Annotated in this window: 19 protein-coding genes; 4 read left to right on the top strand and 15 right to left on the bottom strand. The window is 32.6% G+C overall.

What is annotated here, in order from left to right:
- Nucleotides 1-25: 25 nt before the first annotated feature.
- From SLH48_RS09920 to SLH48_RS09910, 3 genes are all read right to left on the bottom strand, one after another.
- Complete coding sequence (locus SLH48_RS09920) at nt 26-718, bottom strand: CpsD/CapB family tyrosine-protein kinase (RefSeq protein ID WP_214480817.1); 693 nt, start codon at nt 716-718, stop codon at nt 26-28.
- Nucleotides 708-1445 (bottom strand): YveK family protein, encoded by a 738-nt coding sequence (locus SLH48_RS09915; protein ID WP_214480818.1) that lies wholly within the window; start codon nt 1443-1445, stop codon nt 708-710. Before SLH48_RS09915 ends, SLH48_RS09920 begins: the two co-directional genes overlap by 11 nt.
- A 797-nt stretch (nt 1446-2242) precedes the next feature.
- Nucleotides 2243-3607 (bottom strand): flippase, encoded by a 1365-nt coding sequence (locus SLH48_RS09910; RefSeq protein ID WP_320258011.1) that lies wholly within the window; start codon nt 3605-3607, stop codon nt 2243-2245.
- A gap of 182 nt (nt 3608-3789) precedes the next feature.
- On the opposite strand from SLH48_RS09910, the gene SLH48_RS09905 reads away from it, so the two are divergent.
- The 3 genes from SLH48_RS09905 (at nt 3790) to SLH48_RS09895 (ending at nt 7329) form a co-directional block, all read left to right on the top strand.
- A complete protein-coding gene (locus SLH48_RS09905; RefSeq protein ID WP_320258010.1) occupies nt 3790-5331 on the top strand; it encodes a right-handed parallel beta-helix repeat-containing protein in 1542 nt (513 codons plus the stop codon).
- Nucleotides 5332-5629: 298 nt separating this feature from the next.
- Nucleotides 5630-6568, top strand: a complete 939-nt coding sequence (locus SLH48_RS09900; protein ID WP_320258009.1) for a hypothetical protein — start codon at nt 5630-5632, stop codon at nt 6566-6568.
- Complete coding sequence (locus tag SLH48_RS09895; protein WP_320258008.1) at nt 6553-7329, top strand: AAA family ATPase; 777 nt, start codon at nt 6553-6555, stop codon at nt 7327-7329. The genes SLH48_RS09900 and SLH48_RS09895 overlap by 16 nt, the downstream gene beginning before the upstream one ends.
- Before the next feature lie 28 nt (nt 7330-7357).
- Here the strand turns inward: SLH48_RS09895 and SLH48_RS09890 are convergent, their stop codons facing one another.
- The 12 genes from SLH48_RS09890 to SLH48_RS09835 all read right to left on the bottom strand — a co-directional run bounded on the left by SLH48_RS09890 (nt 7358) and on the right by SLH48_RS09835 (nt 20702).
- Nucleotides 7358-8416, bottom strand: coding sequence for a hypothetical protein (locus SLH48_RS09890; RefSeq protein ID WP_320258007.1), 1059 nt, complete (start codon nt 8414-8416; stop codon nt 7358-7360).
- A gap of 45 nt (nt 8417-8461) precedes the next feature.
- Nucleotides 8462-9919, bottom strand: coding sequence for a lipopolysaccharide biosynthesis protein (locus SLH48_RS09885; protein WP_320258006.1), 1458 nt, complete (start codon nt 9917-9919; stop codon nt 8462-8464).
- A gap of 32 nt (nt 9920-9951) precedes the next feature.
- Nucleotides 9952-11154, bottom strand: coding sequence for a glycosyltransferase (locus SLH48_RS09880; RefSeq protein WP_320258005.1), 1203 nt, complete (start codon nt 11152-11154; stop codon nt 9952-9954).
- Nucleotides 11155-11267: 113 nt separating this feature from the next.
- Nucleotides 11268-12437 (bottom strand): O-antigen ligase family protein, encoded by a 1170-nt coding sequence (locus tag SLH48_RS09875; protein WP_320258004.1) that lies wholly within the window; start codon nt 12435-12437, stop codon nt 11268-11270.
- A 6-nt stretch (nt 12438-12443) separates the two neighbouring features.
- Nucleotides 12444-13250 carry a glycosyltransferase family 2 protein gene (locus tag SLH48_RS09870; protein ID WP_214480827.1) on the bottom strand — a complete coding sequence of 269 codons (807 nt, stop codon included), beginning with the start codon at nt 13248-13250 and terminating at the stop codon, nt 12444-12446.
- A gap of 20 nt (nt 13251-13270) precedes the next feature.
- Nucleotides 13271-14203, bottom strand: coding sequence for a glycosyltransferase family 2 protein (locus tag SLH48_RS09865; RefSeq protein WP_320258003.1), 933 nt, complete (start codon nt 14201-14203; stop codon nt 13271-13273).
- A gap of 103 nt (nt 14204-14306) precedes the next feature.
- Nucleotides 14307-15500, bottom strand: coding sequence for a glycosyltransferase family 4 protein (locus tag SLH48_RS09860; protein ID WP_320258002.1), 1194 nt, complete (start codon nt 15498-15500; stop codon nt 14307-14309).
- Nucleotides 15501-15514: 14 nt separating this feature from the next.
- Nucleotides 15515-16528, bottom strand: a complete 1014-nt coding sequence (locus SLH48_RS09855) for an NAD-dependent epimerase (RefSeq protein WP_320258001.1) — start codon at nt 16526-16528, stop codon at nt 15515-15517.
- Nucleotides 16529-16562: 34 nt separating this feature from the next.
- A complete protein-coding gene (locus SLH48_RS09850; RefSeq protein ID WP_320258081.1) occupies nt 16563-17153 on the bottom strand; it encodes a sugar transferase in 591 nt (196 codons plus the stop codon).
- 385 nt (nt 17154-17538) lie between these two features.
- Complete coding sequence (locus SLH48_RS09845; protein WP_320258000.1) at nt 17539-18471, bottom strand: NAD-dependent epimerase/dehydratase family protein; 933 nt, start codon at nt 18469-18471, stop codon at nt 17539-17541.
- Nucleotides 18472-19037: 566 nt separating this feature from the next.
- Nucleotides 19038-19499: a VanZ family protein gene (locus tag SLH48_RS09840; protein WP_320257999.1), complete on the bottom strand. Its 462-nt coding sequence runs from the start codon at nt 19497-19499 to the stop codon at nt 19038-19040.
- 36 nt (nt 19500-19535) lie between these two features.
- Complete coding sequence (locus SLH48_RS09835; protein WP_214480833.1) at nt 19536-20702, bottom strand: nucleotide sugar dehydrogenase; 1167 nt, start codon at nt 20700-20702, stop codon at nt 19536-19538.
- A 942-nt stretch (nt 20703-21644) separates the two neighbouring features.
- Between SLH48_RS09835 and SLH48_RS09830 the strand changes: the two genes are divergently transcribed.
- Nucleotides 21645-22076 carry a YwpF-like family protein gene (locus SLH48_RS09830; protein ID WP_214480834.1) on the top strand — a complete coding sequence of 144 codons (432 nt, stop codon included), beginning with the start codon at nt 21645-21647 and terminating at the stop codon, nt 22074-22076.
- Nucleotides 22077-22102: the final 26 nt, after the last annotated feature.

Below are 22102 nucleotides of genomic sequence, written 5' to 3'. Positions count from 1 at the left end.
AACAACAAAGTTTACGAAAAAAAACCTATCTAATATAATTAAAATATTTATTTTTACCTGCTACCTTTTTATTTAGTACTGCTCCTAAAATATTCGCATTCGTTTGCTCCAGTAATTCTTTAGCTTTTTTCACCTGTTTTTTATCTGTTTTTCCGCTTTTCACTACAAGAAGTACACCTCCACATAAATTGGAAACAATTTGTGCATCGGTTACTGCTAAAACAGGAGGAGTATCTAACAATACTAGATCAAATTTCTGGAGCGCTTCTTCCAAAAAGTCATTCATACGTTTTGAACTAAGTAGTTCAGCAGGGTTATTTGGGATTGGGCCACACGGAACGATGGATAAATGATCTATTTCAGTATTAGAAATGACATCATCTATCGAAGAATAAAACCCTGCTAAAAAATTTGTTAGTCCATTTTCTTGAGATATTCTAAATATATTGTGTAAAGTTGGTTTTCGAAGATCAGCATCAACAATTAATATACGTTTTCCTTGTTGTGCAAATGAGATTGATAAGTTAGTAATCGTAGTAGACTTGCCTTCATTAGGAATCGAAGAAGTAACAACAATTGATTGCTTGGCATGAGCATTCATACTAAATTGGATGTTTGTCCGTAGGGATCGATACTGTTCCGATACTATTGTTTTTGGCTTCAAATAAGCGATCCTACCTCGTAATCTACTTTTAGCTTTGCCTTTTTCAGTTCTCAAGGTTATTCACTCCCCTCTCTAGTTGAACTTCTATGTTTGTCGAATCTTTTTTGACTTTTATCTTTTTTATTTTATTCACAGTACCTAGTATATTCATGCTTAAATCATCAATATCTTGTTCTGATTTAACAGAATTATCGAAAAACTCTATTAAAAAAATGAGTACTAATGAAACTAAAATAGAAGCTACAACAGAAAGAGCAATGATTAGGTTTGGGTTTGGTTTGATAGGATTGCTCGAAGCCTTAGCTTCAGCTAAGATTGTCACATTGTTTACATTCATTAGCTCATAAATATTTTCTTTAAAAACTTGTACAATAGTATTCGTAATTTGTGCGGCCAATTCATTATCCTCATTAGTCACTTCAATCGAAAAGACTTGTGATTGACTTTCCGTTTGTATTGTTATTAGCTTATTTAAACTTGAAGGAGAGTAGCTTAACTCTAGTTCCTCCACTACTTGTTCTAAAATAAACGGACTTTTTATAATTTCGCTATAAGTATTTATTAACTCTAAGCTGAGTCGAATGTCATTAGAACTGAATGGCTGTACTTGAGAATTAGTCGGTGAAACTAGTATTTGTGCAGATGATTTGTAGGTAGGAGTTAGAACATAAAAACTGATTAATCCACTAATAACAATGGCTACTATCATCATGATGATTACAATCCATATTTTTTTAATAACGATATAAAGTATTTGTTTAAAATCGATTTCTGCTTCCATCTCTTCCTCCAATGATATATTTACTTACTTTTGTTCTTCTATCACTTTTGTTAATTACTTAAACTAGTAAACTATCATAAATATGATTACCAAAAAAACATCTCACACTCTACCACCCATCACATTAACTAAATGTACTTTTGTTAAGACTCTTTTTAGTAAGCTTTGTCCCTATAAGTTCCTAAAATAGAAGATAAAGATATAGTCTTACTCAACAGTCGCCGTTTTATAGAAGAAATGATGATCATACGTTTTCAATGCATATGCATGACACCTTGTCCTCCTTAAAGACTACCTCTTACATACCTTTTTCGTTCTAATGCAATAGCCATCACAATAACTTTGTGAACAGTGTCGTTTTTACAAAAGTACTGTTGTTTTTCATATAATTGATGATATTAAATTTTATGTTCATAACTAACAAATATTCCAACTATCTCTTTTTAATACTAAATATCTATCAAGATAACTAGAGTGCGTAGTGCTTTTCTACCTTCCATTTGGTTCGCCTACTATACCAATACGTAAAAATAACATGACTACTAGATAAAATGACCTGTTCTAGACAAAACCACTTTTTGAGCAACCTTCCACATAAAACTCTTCTATAAGATTAATAGTCTTTGAATCTAAGACCTCGACCCAAACTTTTTCAAAAGCTTCGTATTTTATATTCAATGAACAGATCCTATAAAAATTTATATAACAATTCATATGTCTAATACTTAAAAACTAATTAAGTCATCAATTTGCTGCTGGTTGACTTTGAACACTCTTCAGAGACTAATATCATTATTTTATTTTACGAATGGAATGTACCATGTGCGAAATCTAAAAATTTTATAAGCATAAATGGAAGCCATAACTTCCCGAACAATGATGCTTAATGATGTTGCAACAGCTGCACCGATCATCCCAAAGAAAGGTATTAAAATTAAGTTGCCCAGCACATTCGTAACTGCAGAAATGACAATTGCATTCCTAGCTAATTTTTCATTCCCTGTCATGTTAAGCAGTTGCATTACACTACCAGCACATGCATTAATACACTGACCAATACATAAAATGATAAGAGGGATTACCCCTTCGACATAAACATCTCCAAAAATCCCCAAAAGAGCAGGCGCGAAAAGAATAATGATAAATAACAGTGGAATAGACGTCCAAACGATGAGTCTAGATGAAAAACGGAAGATCTTTATTAAATCATGCTTTCGCCCTTCCCAATGCAGCTCAGAAAATTTAGGCAAAATAATCATGTTAATAGAAGACAGTGAAAAGCTAATTAACAGTGATAGTTTAAGAACAATGCTATAAATTCCTACAGCGCTAGTACTTTGAAAAACACCAAGCATAACGACATCTGTCCAATTTAAGATAAGCGACATAGCCGATGTTAAATACATTGGAATTGAAATATGAAGTATTTCCTTTAAACTTTTCGTTTCTATTTGATTAAATAACAGTTTTTGGTCTCCTACATCTTTTTGAATGTAATTATGCCAAGAATACATACTCATAAATGCGGTGATCGTAATAGCGATTGAAAGAGCATATATGATATGCATGAAGTTTTTATTCAATATAAGCAGGAAAAAAACTAGTAAAAGTAAGTTCCCAAAACGAATTCCAATAATTTCAAAATATATAGATTTTGTAATAGATTTGACCGCTCTAAATGCTTTTGAGTACATTCTTGTCATAACCATAAAGGGTAAGATGATAGACACTATTCTAAATGGCTGTATAAGCAGTTGTTCTTGAAATCCTAGGATAGCAATCGGCTCAGCTAAGATAAAAAGTAAAGCACTAAATAAAACAGAGAGTGGTAATAGTAATTTCATAACCTTTGTAAAAATGGTGTTTGCATGCTTCATAGAATATTGACTACGATATTCTGTAATTAATCTAATGATTGCTGTGTCTGTACCAAGTAAAACGAGCGTAAGGCAGATCGTTAATAACGTAAATGACAACGTATATATGCCTAATGCTTCAGCTCCATAAACTTTTGCAATTAAAAAGTTTAATACATATAACAGAATAAATGACAAAAGGCGTAATATAAATGTCACACCAGAACCCTTTATTAATTCCCAATAATCCTTGTTTTTTGTATAGTGACTGATCTTTGACCCAAGCTTGAATTGAAATACTCTCATAGATTCCTTCCCTTTTGATTAATCTACCTACACTATTACATCCTATGTTTATATGAATCTTGTATTCCATTTTTTTTGGAGCTGATTAGACGTTGATATTTATTAAAAATAGTAATTTTGTCCAATCATTTGAAGCAGGTGTTACACAGAATATATAAATAACAAAAAAAGGATGATATAAAATGAATGTGGTTAACATATTAGATTATGGTGCTGACCCTACTGGAAACAGCGATTCAACTGGAGCAATACAGTCTGCTTTTGACGCTGCTGTCAGTGGAGATGTTAAAACTGTATATATTCCTATTGGAAATTATTCCATCTATGATTCGTTACTAGTTGAGGGCTCAATCAATTTAGTCGGTGATGGAAAAGAATATTCAAAATTAATTTGGAAGGAAACATCAAACACGGGTAATGAGGATTTAATATATTTATCTAATGGATCAAGAACTGACAACTTTACGTGGTCTGATTTTCGAGTTCAAAATGCACCAAGAGACGGTATCCATATCGTAGACGTACATCAATGGGTGATTCAAAATATTATTGCTGATCAATGTGGGAGACATGGTTTTTATCATGAAAAATCATGGAAGGGAATCTTCATTGCATGTATGTCAAATCAAAATGGTCAAAACGGATTTCATGCGGGCTCTGAATCTCAAACAACCAATGTGTTGAACTGTTGGGCACTCTCCAATGGAAACTGTGGTGTAGTAGCAGCTGTAGAATCCTTTGTACATGGTTGTACACTCGAATCTAATGAATATTGTGGTATCTATGTTGGTAGTGCAGGGGTAAATGTTGCTGGAAATTATTTTGAAGGAAAAGGTAATTATAGTAACCCTACAGCAGGAAATGTTTATCATGTTTTAGTTGAAGATACGAATGGGGTTCATATTAGCGGTCAAGATGCACTGAAAAATATAGATATTGGACTGATGATTAGAAGCTCAAGAAACATACAGCTTAGTGGATTAACTGGAAGGCAAGCAGGTGGAGCATTAGGGTCATATGGTTGGGATAAATACGGAAACGTTGGGGTATGGATCACCGAAGACTGTGAGGATATTGTTGTTGGTGCTATTGAGTCAGTACCTATGGTCATTGAGGATCTATCTAAAGTTTATTTTCTTAGAGATCGTAAACCTGATCAAGATGTACTTGATGGATATGGTTTTTTCAATGAGGAAGGAAGTTATCCAGGCATCGCTGAAAATTGGATTCCCGATATCGATAAAGGAGTCGGTGAAGCAGAACTATTACCTTCAACTACCGAAGCAATAGGAGAATATGTCCAGGAAATCACCATGACTTCAACCTATCAGGGAATCAATAGCACCGCTACGTTTAAACCAAATACTACCTATACAATAGGTATATTTTTAAAAAATGAAATTAGAGTATTTATTCAAGATCCAGATAACAACAGAATAGCAGATCAAGATATTTACCCTAGTCCTTATATGAGGTTTTTAGCTTTTCAATTTACGACCGGAGGTAATCCAACAGGTTCAATACGCATCAGATCAAGAGAAGGTTCTGGGACCTTTTGGATTGGAGGAGTAAAAGTAGTTGAGGGTGCATTCGATATGAGCTCATTTCCAATGCCGAGCGAACATGATTTAGGAGAGGATGCTTACGTCCTTAAATCACCTAACGGAAGTAGATACAAAATAAGTGTTGATAATAACGGTCAATTAATTATTAGCAGTTTATAATCTCTAGTTAAATTTAGCTCCCCAAGTTTATCATTTTGTTTCAAAAGTAATAACTTTTACAATTCTATCATAGTATGAAAGATCAGCATGTTTTACACGTAATCTAGTAGATAAAGTTGGGGAGTTTGATCAACGTATAAGTTGGTGCATTGAAATAGTAAAATACTGCAGAAAGGAGTGTCTCAATATAAGCGACTATGAAAACATTAAATACGGTAAACTTCGAAGCAATAAGAATAGGAAAAAGAATCTGACTTGGGTACCGCAAATACATAAGTTAGCTAGAAGCAATGATTCTTTGACAATTAAAGGACGATATAGACATCCAGAATATAAACAACTAACTCCTCTTCACTATTCATTTATCGTAGACGAATTATACAACGATTTTTCACTTCTCCGTACGCATGCATTGTTAGCAAGCATAAAAAGCAGGAAAACGATGGACGAGCCTTTACATGTGGGTACAACTGATGACGCTGTCACTAGTGCAACTTCAAGGGTAACAACTACTTCTAGTAGCATAACACTTCCAGCTGATGGTTTAATTATCTCCTTTATCGGCTGTGATGGATCTGGAAAATCTACTATTACTTCGGAATTAACATCTTTTTTATCTAGCAAACTAGACATTTATAACATGTATTTAGGTAGTGGAGATGGTACGAGCTCTCTCATTAGATATCCATTAAAGCTACTAAAACAATGGACAGATAAACGACATACAAAAAAAGGGAACCCATTAAAACAAGAACACTTGCATGCAAGAAAGCTTCGCACAAAACTAACGGTCCTTGCAAAGTTTACTTGGGCTTTAACACTTTCATTCGAAAAAAGAAAAAAGTTAAAAAAAATTCGAAAGCTAAGGAGCCTTGGCTACGTCATCATTACAGACCGTTATCCTCAATATCAAATCATGGGTCGTAATGATGGACCACTCTTACATGATTGGATACAACATAAGAATAAAATCATTCAGTATTTGGCTAGGTGGGAGAGTAGAATTTACAAAGAGGCGGATATGAAGCCTCCTGATCTCATTGTTAGATTAAATGTCTCAGCCGATATCGCATTTCAAAGAAAAAAAGATATGAAGTTTGAGGAGTTTCGAAAGAGAGTCAAAGACATTAGCTCATTAGAATTTAATGAAAAAGCTACAGTTATAGAAATAGATGCAAATCGATCGTTAAATGAGGTTCTTTCAGAGGTGAAAACAAAGATATGGGGTCACATATAAAAAACTTTCATAACCATAACGACATGATGATAGAATTTATCGGTATTCCAGGTGTCGGAAAAACAACACTATCACATATGTTGGCTAAATCATTATCAGTTAAAGGCTTTCATGTTAATGAGCCAACTTATAAAATAAATTCGAAGAAAAAATTATTTAAAAAAATAACTAAGTTATTATATATTATGAAAATATTATTGACAGCTCCAAAAATATGCATCTATGCTATTCATATTATTCTTAAAACACACCAAAGAAGTTATAATGATTTTATCAAAACTGTTTCTAACCTGTTATATGTAATAGCCATTATTAAAGCTAATTCTACTAAAAAAGGAATCCATATTTTAGACCAAGGTTTTGTTCAGGCACTATGGTCAATTGAGTATAGTGCCCATCAGCTCATTAAACCACTCGATTTAAAACAATTAATAGAAATGGTTCACTCAAAACCGCTGTTAATAATAGACCTTCACGTCAAACATACAGAAGTTCTTAAAAGACTACACCAAAGAAAAACAAACTATAGTAGACTTGAAAAATACTTTTTGGAAGCGCTACCAAACCACATAAAAATATCAAATGAAATTTTAAACCAATTGAAGCATGATATTTCTATGACAAATATTGATGAGAAAAAATTAAAAATATTATCATTAAGCAATGATAGTAACGAGCAATTGGATATAAACACAATCGTCATTGACCAGTATATTCAAGAGCAATGTCTTAATTCATTTCGCTCTTATGGCAAATTATAAAGGCTCGCCGATTGGCGAGCCATATATTTTAGTTAAAACTAGCTGCTAGTTCTTTCTCATAAATCATTTCATTTAATAACTCTATCCTTAACAAATTACAATTATACCTACAAAATTCTCCCTCCTCAAAAACCCAGTTACCATTTTCCCACATATATCTACCTGGAATGCCATCAATGTACATTTGACTAGGAGAAATTGATCCGAAAAACACCTGCATTTCATTAATCAAGTAATTACCTTCTAAATCCTCAAAGATATCAAAGGACATTGAGGATATTTTTAATTTTCCACACCATGCTTTAACTAAATTTAACAATTCTTTTGGCGGATCTACCCAGTCACCAAGAAAACCAGATCCACTTCGCAACCCATTTTTCCCTTTTGGTTTTCTAAACCCAAAATAAGAATTGCCAATTTTTATTACTCTCCACTCTGTTTTCATATCCACATGTTCTTGAATGTGGATGTACCCCTGTCCTCTTTCAGTAAAAGGGAAGTATTCTCTATTCATATTTTTATACATTTTTAATGGCTTTAAATAGCTTTTCACAAACTTTGGTAGATCATTTAATGTATGATATCCTCTAAAGATATTTTTTGTAAAAAAAGATTTGTATATTTGAAGCATTAATTTAACTTTAGAATTTATTTTTTTGACACCAAGGCCTGAATTTCCACCATCACTTTTAATGATCTTTGGAAATGCCTTTGTTTGTTTAACGAAATGTAGTGCTTCTTTTATATTAAAAAAGGTGTTTGACGAGACATGTGGCAGCTCATTTAATTTATAGAAGTCAGTCATCATAATTTTAGATTCATAATATAAAATGCTCTCAAGCTCAGGAACGCATTTACCTTCTAGTCTATCTTTGATTAACCATATTCTATTAAGGAACACGTTTCTCCACAATCTTGTTTTAGTAGGAGGGCGTACAATATAACCGTCACACTCAGCCTCCTCAAACTGCTCTATCCAATTAGGTGCAAATATATCAATAATGACATAATCTACATTTCTATGAATACAAGCATCTACAATAGCCTTCTCATGTCCCTGTGGATCGGAAAAAACTCCAATCTTCATTTACCCACCACCTGTACTATTATTCATCCAGACAATAACTTCTTTTTATGATCTCTTTTTCATTTGTTGAACTAAACCGATTAGGTCTAACCGTGTATCTCGAAAAAGGATATTTAGCGAGAAATAAAAAATCATACATAATAAAATCGATATAAAATCCCAGATGAGGCCCTCATTCATTTGTTGTAAAAGATATCCTAATAAACCCATCAAAGTTGCAAAAAAAGCTGAAGGGAGCACGTTTTTAAGCATTTTAATTACAGAAATCCCGATTGCAAACTTCATTATAAATAAATTAACAATGATACCCTGCAACCTGACCCATGAACGCGCAATGACTAACACCCAAAACCCATACTGAACGCTGATGAGACAAACAGGAATTAAGACGACTAAATGTAATACTTGAGCTAATATTGATAGTTTAGGGCGACCTTTAGCTCGATACACTTCACTACAGTATCGCCCGACACCTACCATAATTGCACTAGTCAACGCCCAATAACCAATGACATCGCTAGCTTCATACCAATCATTCCCTAGAAATATTTGGGTCGCTAAATCACTATATAGGTATACACCAATGCCCAGTGGAAATACGATCAAGGAAACGTATCTTTGGATTTTAAAGAAGAAAAGATTAAACTTCTCATTATCATGTTGTAAACGTGACAAAGCAGAAAATAAAACAGGTGCAGTTGAAGCAATAATAAGCCCGAATAAAGCATCGACCATCATAATAGATGTTTTATATATTCCTAGATAATAGACACTTAAGGCACCACTAATAATAAGAACGTCTACCCAAATGGTAAACCAGATCATTACACCTTCAATTAACGACCATATACTAAAGGATAGCATCTGTCTTAATATTTTGAATTTATAAAACAATGATGGTTTCCATTCTGATTTTACAGTTAATACAATTGCACTAAATAATTGTCCTGCAATCATACCGATAATTAACGACCAATAACCTAAACCAAATAGTGCTAAAGGGATCGTAATAAAAAATGGGATACATACAGTCCCTACTCTGACTGTAAATAAAGTCCGAAAATCAAAACTTCGTCTGTATAATGCCATTTGAATACTTGAAAAGGATGTTAAAGGTAATACCATACAAGAAATCGCAACAACCATTCCTAAACCAGGATTTCCTACTAAAGTAGCAATTAAATCACTAAATATAATGATTATTCCCCAAAGAAACAAAGAAATTCCAAGGTTTGTCCAAAAAGCAACATTCGTATTTTTCAGCTTTTCTTCCTTATCCTTAAACTCACGTTGAACCAAGTATTTTTGAAAACCTGCATCTGTAAACATATCTGCAAAGCTAATAATCATTGTGATGGTCGCAACAACTCCGAACGCCTCGGGAGCTAAGATTCTAGCTAAAATCATATTGGTAATAGGAGTAACTATTTTTGCAGCGATCTCAGTTAACGTTGCCCATTTAGTAGCATTTATCATTTTTCCTTTTAATTCTTTATTATCCAAAGTTATATACCTCTTAAATAATATAGTCATACTTAACAGAATTTAGAAATCATGTTTTCCCATTCCTTAATAATATGATTTATATTAAAATCACTTATCCTTTCAACACTTCTATTAGCATAATATTTCCTCAAATCTTCATTATTTAATAAGTGATGAATGTGATTAGCTAACGTTAATTCTTCTTCTAGTAAGCTGTCTGTTTCCCTTAAATGATTACTTCTACAAACTGGTGTTAACACTCCGAACATCTCTCTATCAACTTCATATGTCATATTCTTAACACCCATATGAGTTGGTGCTAGTATTTCTCTTGGACCAGATAAACAGTCTGTTGAAATGATAGGTATACCGCAAGCCATCGCTTCTGCTAATGCATTCGGAAAACCTTCATATAAAGATGAAAGAACAAACACTTGTGACTTATGAATATATTTAAATGGGTTTTGCTGAAAACCCAGAAAATGGACATCTTGTTTAATATTTAAATCCTCGGCCAATTGTTCTAGTTCTTCCTTTAATACACCTTCCCCCAGAATAACTAGTTTCGCATTTGGATTTAATGCTTTCACTCTACTAAATGCTCTAATGAGATGACACTGCCCCTTTTGTTTATTTAATCTTCCAGCTGTAATAATTACTGGATGTTCAAATATATTTCTATATTGCTCTTCAATGGGTTCTTCTGATAATTGATTAATTTTTTGAATTGGGTATGAGTTATAAATAATTGTTATTTTATCTGCATCAATGCCATAATTCGTAACTAAATCACTTTTAATTTCGTGTGAAACTGCCACAATTTTATCAGCTTTTTTATACAAGATTTTGATAGTCTTTTTCCAAAAAAAAGCTTTAAGCCCCTTTTTATGTTTCGTAGACATATGATTTCTAACAGAAATAACCGTTTTTCCATATTTTCTAGTTAATAAGTTGATTAGATTCGGATATTCTAAAAAGCTGATCATTGTTTTAATTTCATTTTCTTTCTTTAGCTTCTTAATGATATTCATCCTATAATAAAGTGCTAAACATTTATAAATGACATTGCTTGCTTTTACATTTCTCACTTTAATTATTTCTCCAGTATAGGGGTATTCAACCTTTGCTTTATTTTCAAATAAAATTATATTGTTATCAAATTCATTTGATAAATTTAATGTTAAATTTGATACCGCTCTTTCAGCTCCACCTGTTGCTAGTGTTCCTATGAAAAATGCAATTTTATGTTTCATGAGAAGCCTCCTGGTATAACAAACAGTTTTGGCGATCAATCAGAACTAGCAATGAAGTCCAACCCACAAAGTATGTTGCTTACTAAGTATTCAGGTAACTTAGTTTACAATACTTACTTGAGGGCTACATTATTCATTTTGCTTCTTTTTAAATCTACAGCAATAATTAATAAAATCATTAGAAATATCCATAGCATCGTATTCCTAATACCATTATGAAACAGACCATAAAACATTAAGCCAATAATTGAACTGATATTTTTAAATCCCTCTACCTTTTCTATATAAAAAATAATAAATATAAAGATAAATAGACCTACTATTCCATATGAAAAAACAAGGTTCCCAATCGTTGAATGGATTTCCTTATTAATTTGACTTTCAAAACGATCGTATAATCCCTCTCCAGCTCCAAATATTAAATAATTGATATGGTTAAAAATCCTATCGTACCCTCGCCCACCTAATGAATCATCTTTATCTTGTCCAATTTTATTAATTCTTTCAACTACATTAGTCGTTAATGGATTGTTTACAATTTCATCCTGAAAAACAACTCCAATTGGAATAATAATTAATAGTAGAATAAAAAGTGTTTTGATCCATTTACCGTTCTTCATAGAAAATCGTTTAACAAGTGTTGGAATAAAAATGAGTAGATATGCTAGCATTGCAGCTTTTGACAAAGATATTAAACATATGACTAAACTAGAAAATAAAGATATGAAATACAAAGGTTTATATATAACGTAAGCTTTTAAAGCAAGGAGTAGGGCTGCGATTAGTATTGCATAATAACCTAACTGATTAGGGTTATTAAAAAACAACACCATTCTTGAAGAGGAAAAACCACCATATATGATGAATAGCAAAAATTGAGTAATGATGGATAATTGGACGGCTAAAGCTGATGCTCTCAAAAAGGCTACATCGTATACTTTATATAATCCTACTACCATTAGCATCGCAAAAAAATTAAATATATAAAACAACGAATTTTTAAAGTAAGCACTCCATTCTTGATTGATGATTCCCCAAATAACATTGATAAAAACTACATACATACAAAAAAACAGCGCAACTTTCAAAATTAACATAACTGGTTCAGGAGCGAGAAACTTTCCATTTAGACCAATAAGAAGTATCCCGAAGGTGGCCAACAAAATAAAATCGGCGATTTGTAAAGATCCACTACTAAAAAGGTAAAAGGGTTTCAAGGTAAAATACATCACATAGCCAAATAATAAAGCCACAGCAGGCTTAGTATCATTAATACTTATCATAACCATTTACTCCAAGCTCCTTGATTTTACAGGGCTAAAATAATTTCTTAGCATGGTATTCACCTTACCAGGTAAGATATACATCAGCAGTGCTTTAATAATACCTGACATACATGCCTTTTTAGGAAGGTAGTTATTTTTCATTGCATTTACTCTAATTTTTATTCCATTCCTTAATTGAACTTTATTTTTATTGTAGGTAATAGAATTACTAATATCATAAACACTTGTTGATAATGTCTCTGGAATAACATATAAACTAGAAGTATGGAGCATTTTTACCCACAAATCGTAATCTTGAGAAGTATAGTATTTTTTGTTATACCCACCAACTTCATCATATATAGATCTTCTAAACATAGTAGTACAATGCTCAATTCTATTACCTAAAGCCATTGATTTCTTAATATTTTCAGCTTCTAGTACTTTGTTGTACTGTTCTATCATTATTCCATCTTTCATTTTAATAATGTTACAATATGAAGTAACTAAGCCAACCTTATCATGTTCATCCAAAATTTCTTTTTGTTTTCTAAGTCGTTCAGGGTGCATTAAATCTCCAGCATCAATTCTCGCAATATATTCCCCGTGTGATAAACGAACTGCTTTTATAAGTGATTTTGTCAAACCTATATTCTCTGTATTTTTTATTAAAGTCATTCGAGGATCTAATGTAATTTTTTCTTCTATTGCTTCTACTGTATTGTCGGTTGAATAATCATCAACAATAATAAGTTCATAGTCTTGAAATTGTTGGGATGAAATTGATTCTATCGTTCTCCCAATTATTTCAGCAGCATTATAACAACTCATTACAATGGAAATATATTTTTTTATAATAACCTCTCCTTCTTTAATAAATAGAGTTTTACCATCACCTTATCCATCAGCTTATACAATTGTCGATTCAATAAGCTAGGTATCACTCTTAGCCCGAGTTTATACTTTTTCCAGCATTTAAGGGCCGCTAAGAAATCTTTATTCAAAAGATGTTGCTTATAAATCTCTAAATAGTTATAAAAATAAATTAAATGACCTCGTTTTTGATAAGTTTGTATAATGCCCTCATATTTAGATAAAAACTGTTTTTTTATTTTTTCCATAGCGGCGGTATCCAATATGTTAGCCCTGTCATCTTTATAAATACTTAACAAGGACTTATTAATATATTTAGTCTTATAGTCATTAAAAAACCTTACTAGAAACTCTAAATCCTGATGTCTGTTAAATCTCTCATCATAAAATCCTGTGTTTTGAACTGCATTTTTCTTAAAAAGGAAGTTAGAGCCTGAAATATTCAATTTGTTGCATAATACATCGAATTGTAAATTACCTTCTTTGTTATACCGATTCTTTCTAATTATTTGATTGTTATCCTTCACTACAAAGTCACAATACACGGCACCAATCTTTCCGTCAGTTTTTCGTAATTCCTTCACTTGGTACCAAACTTTATCCTTATGAAACTCATCATCATCATCTAAAAAGCCGATATATTGACCTCTTGCTAGTTTTATACCTGAATTTCTTGCTGAAGCACCATTTTTGTTTCTATCATGTTTAAAATAAATAACATTTGGTGTATTTATAAATTCTTTCATAATGCTTTCAGTTTTTTTTCTATACTCTGTATGAGGATCATTATCGTCTACAACGATAACCTCAATATTTGTATATGATTGATTTAACACACTCGCAATGGCTCTTTCTAATAAATCAGCTCTTTTATATGTTGGTATAATAATGCTCACAAATTCATCTTGCATTCTTAAGTTCACCTCATATGAAATCAACTATAAGTAACTATTATGTCTATAGAAACAAATCATGGTGGGAAGCATGTTTTCCATCACACGATTTATTAATAGTTTAATAGCTCCTCTGCCTCTCATTCATTACATTAATATCATATTCCTTGCTTATTAAATCTCTATAAAGAACATCTAGCCTAGCTGCCACTTTCGCTTCGGTAAATTCGCTAATTATTCTTTCTCGCGAGTTCTTTGCAAATTGTTCTAACTCTAATCTATAATTCTCTGAAATCCACTTGGACATTGTTTCTGTCAAACCTTCTATGTCATTTAATTCTACTAATTCACCCGTTTGATTATGCACAACTAATTCTTTCGTTCCTAGCACATTTGTAGCTAATACCGGCTTATTGAACGCCATGGCTTCCATTAAAATTCTCGGTATCCCTTCTTTTTCCGAAGTTAGAATGACAGCATCACATAGTTGGATTAAGTCATACATATCTTCTCTATATCCTAAAAACAAAACTTTGTCTGTAATACGAAGATTCTCAGCCAATAACTTCATACTTTCTAATTCATCTCCTGTACCAGCAAGAAGAAACTTACACGAACGATCGGTTTTTAAATTGGCAATTGACCTCAATAACATTTGATGATTTTTCACACCCTCAAACCTTGCACCCATTAAAAATACAAATTCATTATTGTTGATACCCATGTTTTGTAGCAGCTCTGCTTTTCTTGAAGTCGCTATCTTTTCATGCTTATCAATTTTATTTAAAGGAATACCATTTCCTTCATATGCTGTTATAATTCTTTTTGGTACGATCTTCCTTATAACATTTAAATCTTCTTTATTTTGAGAAAAGTAAGCATGGCTAAAAAAGCTAGCCATTCTCTCTAAACCTTTATAGACAAAGTTTTTTATGCTAGATTGCCCCTGGTAAAAAGGTAAGCCATGACTTGTATGAATGATCATTTTTACTCCAGCTATTTTAGCCGCTATTCGACCTATGACACCTGCTTTAGCTGCATGTGTGTGCACAATATCATATTTCTCATTTTTCAAGATTTTAACAATCTTCATAATACTAATGAGATCCTTTAATGGTTTTATTTTGCGAGACATACTTACTGTAATGTGACGATAACCTCTGCCCTCTATTTCTGTAACTAAGCCGGTATCATCAGAAAGAAAATCAATGGTATAATTTAACTCTCTTAGTTCATCCATCTTATCTAGCAGCATATCTTTTATCGTTAAATCAATTGTTGACATATGAAGAACCTTTACATGCTTATGATTCATATAACCAACTTCCCCTATTTCGTTATTGGAGTGTAGTATTTTTTGTACCAATCGACAAATTGATTTATTCCCTGCTCAATGCTAGTTGATGGTGTAAAGCCGATATCATTTGTTAATGAATCTATATCTGCATACGTTTCTTTTACATCTCCTGGTTGCATCGGAAGGTATTCGATGATTGCTTTTTTTCCAACAGCCTTTTCTATCGTATCGATAAAGGTCATTAACTCGACTGGTCGATTATTACCAATATTGTATACTTTATACGGTGCATAGCTTGAATCTGGCACAGGATGCTCTCTATTCCAACTTTCATTCGATTGTGGAACCTTATCTATTAAATTTACAATTCCCTCTACGATATCATCTATATAAGTAAAATCCCTCTTCATCTTTCCATGATTAAATACTTGTATAGGTTTCCCTTCAATAATTGCTTTCGTAAATTTAAAGTAAGCCATATCAGGTCTTCCCATTGGGCCGTATACAGTAAAAAATCTTAAGCCAGTAGTTGGTAAACCATACAAGTGACTATACGTGTGTGCGAGTAATTCATTTGACTTTTTTGTCGCTGCATAAAGACTTATAGGGTGATCTACATTATCTTGAACCGCGTATGGCATTTTTTTATTAGCACCATAAACAGAACTTGATGATGCGTAAATGAGATGTTTAATGCCATGATGTCTACACGCCTCCAATACATTTGTAAAACCTAGAACATTTGAGTGGATATAAGATAAAGGATTTTCTAAGCTATATCGAACACCAGCCTGTGCTGCTAAGTTAATTACTTTAGATATTGGGTAATTATTGAATATATGCATCACTTGACCTTGGTCTTTCAAATCTACCTTCTCAAATGTAAACCTCTTGTTTACCTCAAGTAGCTTCAATCTATCTTCTTTTAATGTGACATCATAGTAATCATTTAAGTTATCTATGCCTAAAACTTCATGTCCTTCTTTTAATAGATACTGTGATAAATGATAGCCAATAAAGCCTGCAGCACCAGTAACTAAAATCATATTTTTTATCTCCTTATATTTAAAATCTTTTTTACTACCTTGCTCCATTTCCTGTAATTACGATGCGAACTGTTTTTAACATAATCTTCAGCTCCATCAAAATAGATTGATTCTCTATATAATAAAGATCCAGCTTTAGTTTCTCATTTGGAGTAATCTCATATCCACCATTAATTTGAGCCCATCCAGTTAATCCCGGTTTTACTGATAAGCGATTTATAAAGCCAGGAATTTCTTCATTAAATTGAGCTGTAAACATCGGGCGTTCAGGCCTTGGACCTATAATACTCATGTTACCTCTTAATACGTTAATAAATTGAGGCAATTCATCAATCCTTGTTTTTCGCATAAAACTTCCAACCTTCGTTACTCTTGGATCATTTTTTTGGGCCCATTGAGCTCCATTCTTTTCTGCATCTATACACATAGATCGCAATTTGATTAAATTAAAGTATTTTCCGTTTTTACCCACTCTTTTTTGAATAAAAAATGCAGGTCCTGGTGTCTCCAGTTTTACCAAAATAGCAAATACGATAATAATGATAGATGTCATTAACAATCCGATTAGCGAAAGAAGTATATCTGCCCACCTTTTCATTACTGGAAATATAATATTCTTTTGCATTTTAAAACTATCTTTTTCTATGTAAGTAGCAGAAACATAAGTGTCGAAAAAGTTATTTGTTGTTTTCAATACGCTGCTTCCCTCCTGTTTTGTTTAGCAATTTATCCTACTTCCTATTCTCACTCTCTATGGGCAACAAGTATCCCTCCTCTAACTAATGCTATAAACATACAAATCTACTTTTTTATAGTTGGAAAATGAACACTGAAATGTGTTTAAACCAAACCTTGATTCATTATATGCACTTGATTACTTATTAATACTGTTTTTATCATTATTAAAAAATTAAGAGAGTTTCTATCATAAAGGGTGGAAAAATATAAGAATGAGATTGCCAACCAACATCTTTTTAGTGAAGTGATAGGCAATCTTTGTGAAATCTACCTTATACTAAAGAGTAGTTTTTATAATAATCTATCGTTTCTTTTAAACCTTCTTGAAATGAGTAGGACAAATTCCAACTTAGTTGTTCCTCTGTAGATTTGTTACATAATACGCTATTCGCTAGTTCTCCTTTTCTAGAATTTTGATAGCTTGCTTCTTGCTTATAATCTAGCAAAGCTGTCATTGTCTTAAATAAATGGTTTATTGTTACTGGCATAGTTGAAGAAACATTTAAGACTAATCCATCACCATTCTTCAAGGCTCGAATATTAGCAGCAGCTACATCCTTAACATAAATAAAATCTCTCGTTTGCTCGCCGTCACCATATATGTTAATTTCCTCATGATTACTCATTTGATTGGCAAAGATGGCTACTACTCCACCCTCACCCAAATAGTTTTGACGTGGTCCATAAACATTGCTATACCTTAAAATACTGAACTTCACACCATAATACTTTGAAGCCATTTTCAAATATTCCTCTGTTGTCCATTTGGATAAACCATATGGAGATTGGGGCTTTGTAGGATGATAGATATCAATGGGTAGGTATTGCGTTTCACCGTACACAGCAGCTGATGATGCAAAAATAATCTTTTGTACTTTAAACCGTTTGGCTGCTTCAATTACATTTAAAGAACCCTTAATATTAACTTCAGCATCGTGCATCATATTCACAGTAGAATTGACAACTGATACATGTGCTGCTTGATGTATGATATAATCTGGTTTTGTTTTTTGCACAACCTCATGGAATTCATCACTTGTAACATCACATACAAACAACTCAACCTTATTTGAAGGAATGTTATCTAAACGACCAGAGCTGAGATTATCCACTACTACAACTTCATACTGTTGTTCCAGTAGTTGATCTACTATATGAGATCCAATAAAACCACATCCGCCAGTTACCATAATTTTTGTACCCATTATTGCTCCCCCTCATCTTATTCATATGAATTGCAGCTAATTATCAATTTTCTTTGTGTTACATTTCGATATGAATCTACGAATCAATACTTTCAAGTTACCTAACTCGCTTTCCATGTTATGTACGTATGACTACTTCTGTTGTCTAGCATAATATTCTCACTCACACTCCCTTTCAATAATTTATAGATAAACAATACTATGCGTCTTCATTTACCAATATGTCATTTTTTGCTAATCAAATAATCCAAAAAGTGCTTTTCATAAAACTTAATAATATTTCATAAAATTCAAATAATTTAAATGGATTTTATATCAATATCAATAACTTATGAATAATATGCACGAACGCTAGTTATATTCGTCTTTATTTCTTAGTGTGAAGATAACGCATAATGAGAGACCTTTTTAATGTTATTCAAGTATATAAAAGTGAGGGGCATGCCTTGCTAGCGGCATCAAGAGGTAAACGTGATGGAGCTTGACTTAGATGTAACTGAAACTTCTTAGCTATTAAAAAAACCTCTCAATCAACAGCAAACGTAGATTAAGAGGTTTCATATTTATTATTTCATCTGAAAAATTTTCGGCAGAAAGGTCATACTAATACCAACGATAGCACCAGCACTATCGATGATAACGTCCCTCATTTGAGCACCTCTGCCAGAAACAAATAGCTGATGAAATTCGTCCGATATTGCAAATAACACACAAATCATTAGAGCAACACCAGAGGATTTCAAACTAGACCATCCACTGTTCCTCAATGCCAATACAATTAGCATTCCTAATACTAAGTAAGCAATAAAGTGCGCATTTTTCCTTACTAAACGATTCATTTTATGTAAATTAAATTCAGATTGAGGTGAGACCTTTTCTGCTGATTCTATGATAACTTGTGTGATGTTTTTACTTAGATGATCAGATTGCTCCTCCACTTGTGAGGATAAATAAAAAATAAGTATCATCCATGTAATGACAGTAATCCATAAAATGATGTAACTCGGCTTTTTTCGGCCACTCACCATGTAAGCTCTACCCTTTCAGTTTACTTCTAATTCTACCTAGTCTGTATTATACAAATCCCTCGTGTATACTTTCTCTTTAACATCTTCAATTTCGGCACTTAGTCTATTTGAAACAATGACATCTGATAACATTTTAAACTGAGACAAATCCTTAATAACTTTTGAGTGAAAGAAAAGTTCATCGTTTAAGGCTGGCTCGTACACTACAACCTCAATTCCTTTCGCTTTAATTCTTTTCATAATTCCTTGAATCGATGAATCTCTAAAATTATCTGAGTTTGTTTTCATTGTCAGCCTATATATTCCAACAACTTGAGGTTTTTTTGCTAAAATTTGATCGGCTATATGATCTTTTCGCGTTCGATTTGAATCTACAATGGCACCAATGATATGGTTAGGTACATCCTCGTAATTCGCTAATAGTTGCTTCGTATCCTTCGGCAAGCAATATCCACCATACCCAAAAGAAGGATTATTATAATGATTGCCGATTCTAGGATCAAGCCCTACACCATCAATAATTTCTTTTGTATTTAGTCCTCTGATTTCAGCATAGGTATCTAGTTCATTAAAATAGGCAACTCTCATCGCTAAATAGGTATTTGAAAAAAGCTTTACTGCCTCAGCTTCAGCAGCGTTTGTATATAAAATAGGGATGTCCTTTTTAACAGCTCCTTCTGCTAATAAGCTTGCAAACCTTTCTGCTCTTTCAGATTTTTCTCCAACGATTATTCTTGAAGGATATAAATTATCATGAAGAGCTTTACCCTCTCTTAAAAATTCTGGTGAGAAGATGATATTATCGGTCTCAAACATTTCCTTCACCCTGGTAGTATATCCTACAGGAACAGTTGATTTTAAAATCATTGTAGCCTTAGGGTTAACTGCAAGGACATTCGCTATAACTGCTTCAACTGTTCTGGTATTAAAATAATTCTTGTCAGGATCATAGTTCGTAGGTGTAGAAATAATAACATAGTCAGCATGCTCATAAGCTTTATATACATCTGTTGTTGCTGATAAATTCAACTCCCTAGTTGTTAGAAATTCTTCAATCTCTGTATCTACAATAGGAGATTGTCTATTGTTAATCAAATCTACCTTCTCCTGATGAATATCTATCGCTATTACTTCATTATGTTGCGCTAATAGTATCGCATTTGATAAACCTACATAACCAGCTCCCGCTACTGTTATTTTCATTATTCAAGAATCGCCTCCTCAATCTACTAACTTAAATTCAAGCTGTATACTTTTTATTTAAAATAATAACCTTCTTCATAAACTATGATTTTTTGTTGCTTATTATACCCATTTTTTCTTCTTACTAAAACGTTAAACGCATTCATACTATTTTAATTTATACATATAAACAACATAAAAGAGGGATAATAGATTCAGTGGTTGGCCTAATTATATTGTAGTGCAATGAATGATACGAGTTAACAGAAGAAATGATGGAATGTTTAGCTAGGAAATGTGCAAAAGCTATGATGGTGCTGGAAATGAGCTTAATTGACACGTTCTACAAAGCAACATACTCTTTCTTTGACTGTGGATGAATGTAACAGCTTCACTAGCATAGATGAATCCTTACCCATTCACATCCCTAGCTGAAGATCTCAACGACCAAAACTAGGCGTTATTCTTTCATAGCTATAAGTTGCTTTTAGTCATAAAAGATAAATACGAAAAACAACTAAGTTCTGGGAACCTTTTCTTCTCTAGCAATTATAAAAATCATATAGTACACACCAATTTCTCAAATGTAAGTGAAAGTAAGCAACAAAGTTTACGAAAAAAAACTAGATTTAAGAAATCTTCACTTCAATGCTTGATAAAATTAGCCACAAGCTCAACCTGTGAGGATATAAGCTTAAGTAAGGACATGATTTTTGGACTTATTATTTCAATGGGGCGCAATATGTTTATGAAAGGACCGACTCGTTTGAATAAATCATCCATAATCTACTTTCCACGTATCTCATATTATCTGGATGAAGTCATTTACAAAACGAAAAGCCACTCCATTGAAAACACGCATTAACGAAAGTTTGTCATTATTTCTTTTAAAAATATCCCTCATTGATTATGATATACTGTAAGAAATGAAGTTGTTTCTTATTAAATGAGGGAGGTGTATACATGAAAACCTTCAGATTAGTTGCCCTCACTATATTAAATGATGACGAAATACAGGTTAGTAAGCAAGGCATCTCATTACTTGATGGGTTAATCATTAATAAAGAGGACGGCGAAAACAGGTGGTTACTTGATATTCTAATTGCTCAAGACTATTTACACCTATTCAATGAACTACATAAACAGAGTCAAATAAAGAGCATTCCGATTCAAACGGTCATCTCCAAAGAAGACAATGATCCAGCAACAATGTCTGTAAAAGTAAAGAAGATTACAACCATGGGGGATAGTGTGAGCGTTTTAATGGATGGTGTCTTGATCAATCGAAGAACGAAACGTGCCGAAATATTATTAACTGACTTACTCCAAAGAGGTTTACAAGGTGAACAGCTATTACAAGAATTTAAACAACAGCTTAATAACAATAGTCGTTAAGTGGTGAAACGTGCATGTATGCTATC

This window comes from Cytobacillus sp. IB215316 (genome assembly GCF_033963865.1).
Lineage (GTDB): Bacteria > Bacillota > Bacilli > Bacillales > SM2101 > Nanhaiella > Nanhaiella sioensis.
The sequence above is the reverse complement of the archived record's forward strand: the minus strand, read 5'-3'. Positions and strand labels throughout refer to the sequence as shown.

Coding starts and splice junctions, on each gene's coding strand:
- SLH48_RS09915 (WP_214480818.1), bottom strand. CDS start 1,445: ATGGAAGCAGAAATCGATTTTAAACAAATACTTTATATCGTTATTAAA.
- SLH48_RS09910 (WP_320258011.1), bottom strand. CDS start 3,607: ATGAGAGTATTTCAATTCAAGCTTGGGTCAAAGATCAGTCACTATACA.
- SLH48_RS09905 (WP_320258010.1), top strand. CDS start 3,790: ATGAATGTGGTTAACATATTAGATTATGGTGCTGACCCTACTGGAAAC.
- SLH48_RS09895 (WP_320258008.1), top strand. CDS start 6,553: ATGGGGTCACATATAAAAAACTTTCATAACCATAACGACATGATGATA.
- SLH48_RS09890 (WP_320258007.1), bottom strand. CDS start 8,416: ATGAAGATTGGAGTTTTTTCCGATCCACAGGGACATGAGAAGGCTATT.
- SLH48_RS09880 (WP_320258005.1), bottom strand. CDS start 11,154: ATGAAACATAAAATTGCATTTTTCATAGGAACACTAGCAACAGGTGGA.
- SLH48_RS09875 (WP_320258004.1), bottom strand. CDS start 12,437: ATGATAAGTATTAATGATACTAAGCCTGCTGTGGCTTTATTATTTGGC.
- SLH48_RS09870 (WP_214480827.1), bottom strand. CDS start 13,250: ATGAGTTGTTATAATGCTGCTGAAATAATTGGGAGAACGATAGAATCA.
- SLH48_RS09865 (WP_320258003.1), bottom strand. CDS start 14,203: ATGCAAGATGAATTTGTGAGCATTATTATACCAACATATAAAAGAGCT.
- SLH48_RS09860 (WP_320258002.1), bottom strand. CDS start 15,500: ATGAATCATAAGCATGTAAAGGTTCTTCATATGTCAACAATTGATTTA.
- SLH48_RS09855 (WP_320258001.1), bottom strand. CDS start 16,528: ATGATTTTAGTTACTGGTGCTGCAGGCTTTATTGGCTATCATTTATCA.
- SLH48_RS09850 (WP_320258081.1), bottom strand. CDS start 17,153: ATGCAAAAGAATATTATATTTCCAGTAATGAAAAGGTGGGCAGATATA.
- SLH48_RS09845 (WP_320258000.1), bottom strand. CDS start 18,471: ATGGGTACAAAAATTATGGTAACTGGCGGATGTGGTTTTATTGGATCT.
- SLH48_RS09840 (WP_320257999.1), bottom strand. CDS start 19,499: ATGGTGAGTGGCCGAAAAAAGCCGAGTTACATCATTTTATGGATTACT.
- SLH48_RS09835 (WP_214480833.1), bottom strand. CDS start 20,702: ATGAAAATAACAGTAGCGGGAGCTGGTTATGTAGGTTTATCAAATGCG.
- SLH48_RS09830 (WP_214480834.1), top strand. CDS start 21,645: ATGAAAACCTTCAGATTAGTTGCCCTCACTATATTAAATGATGACGAA.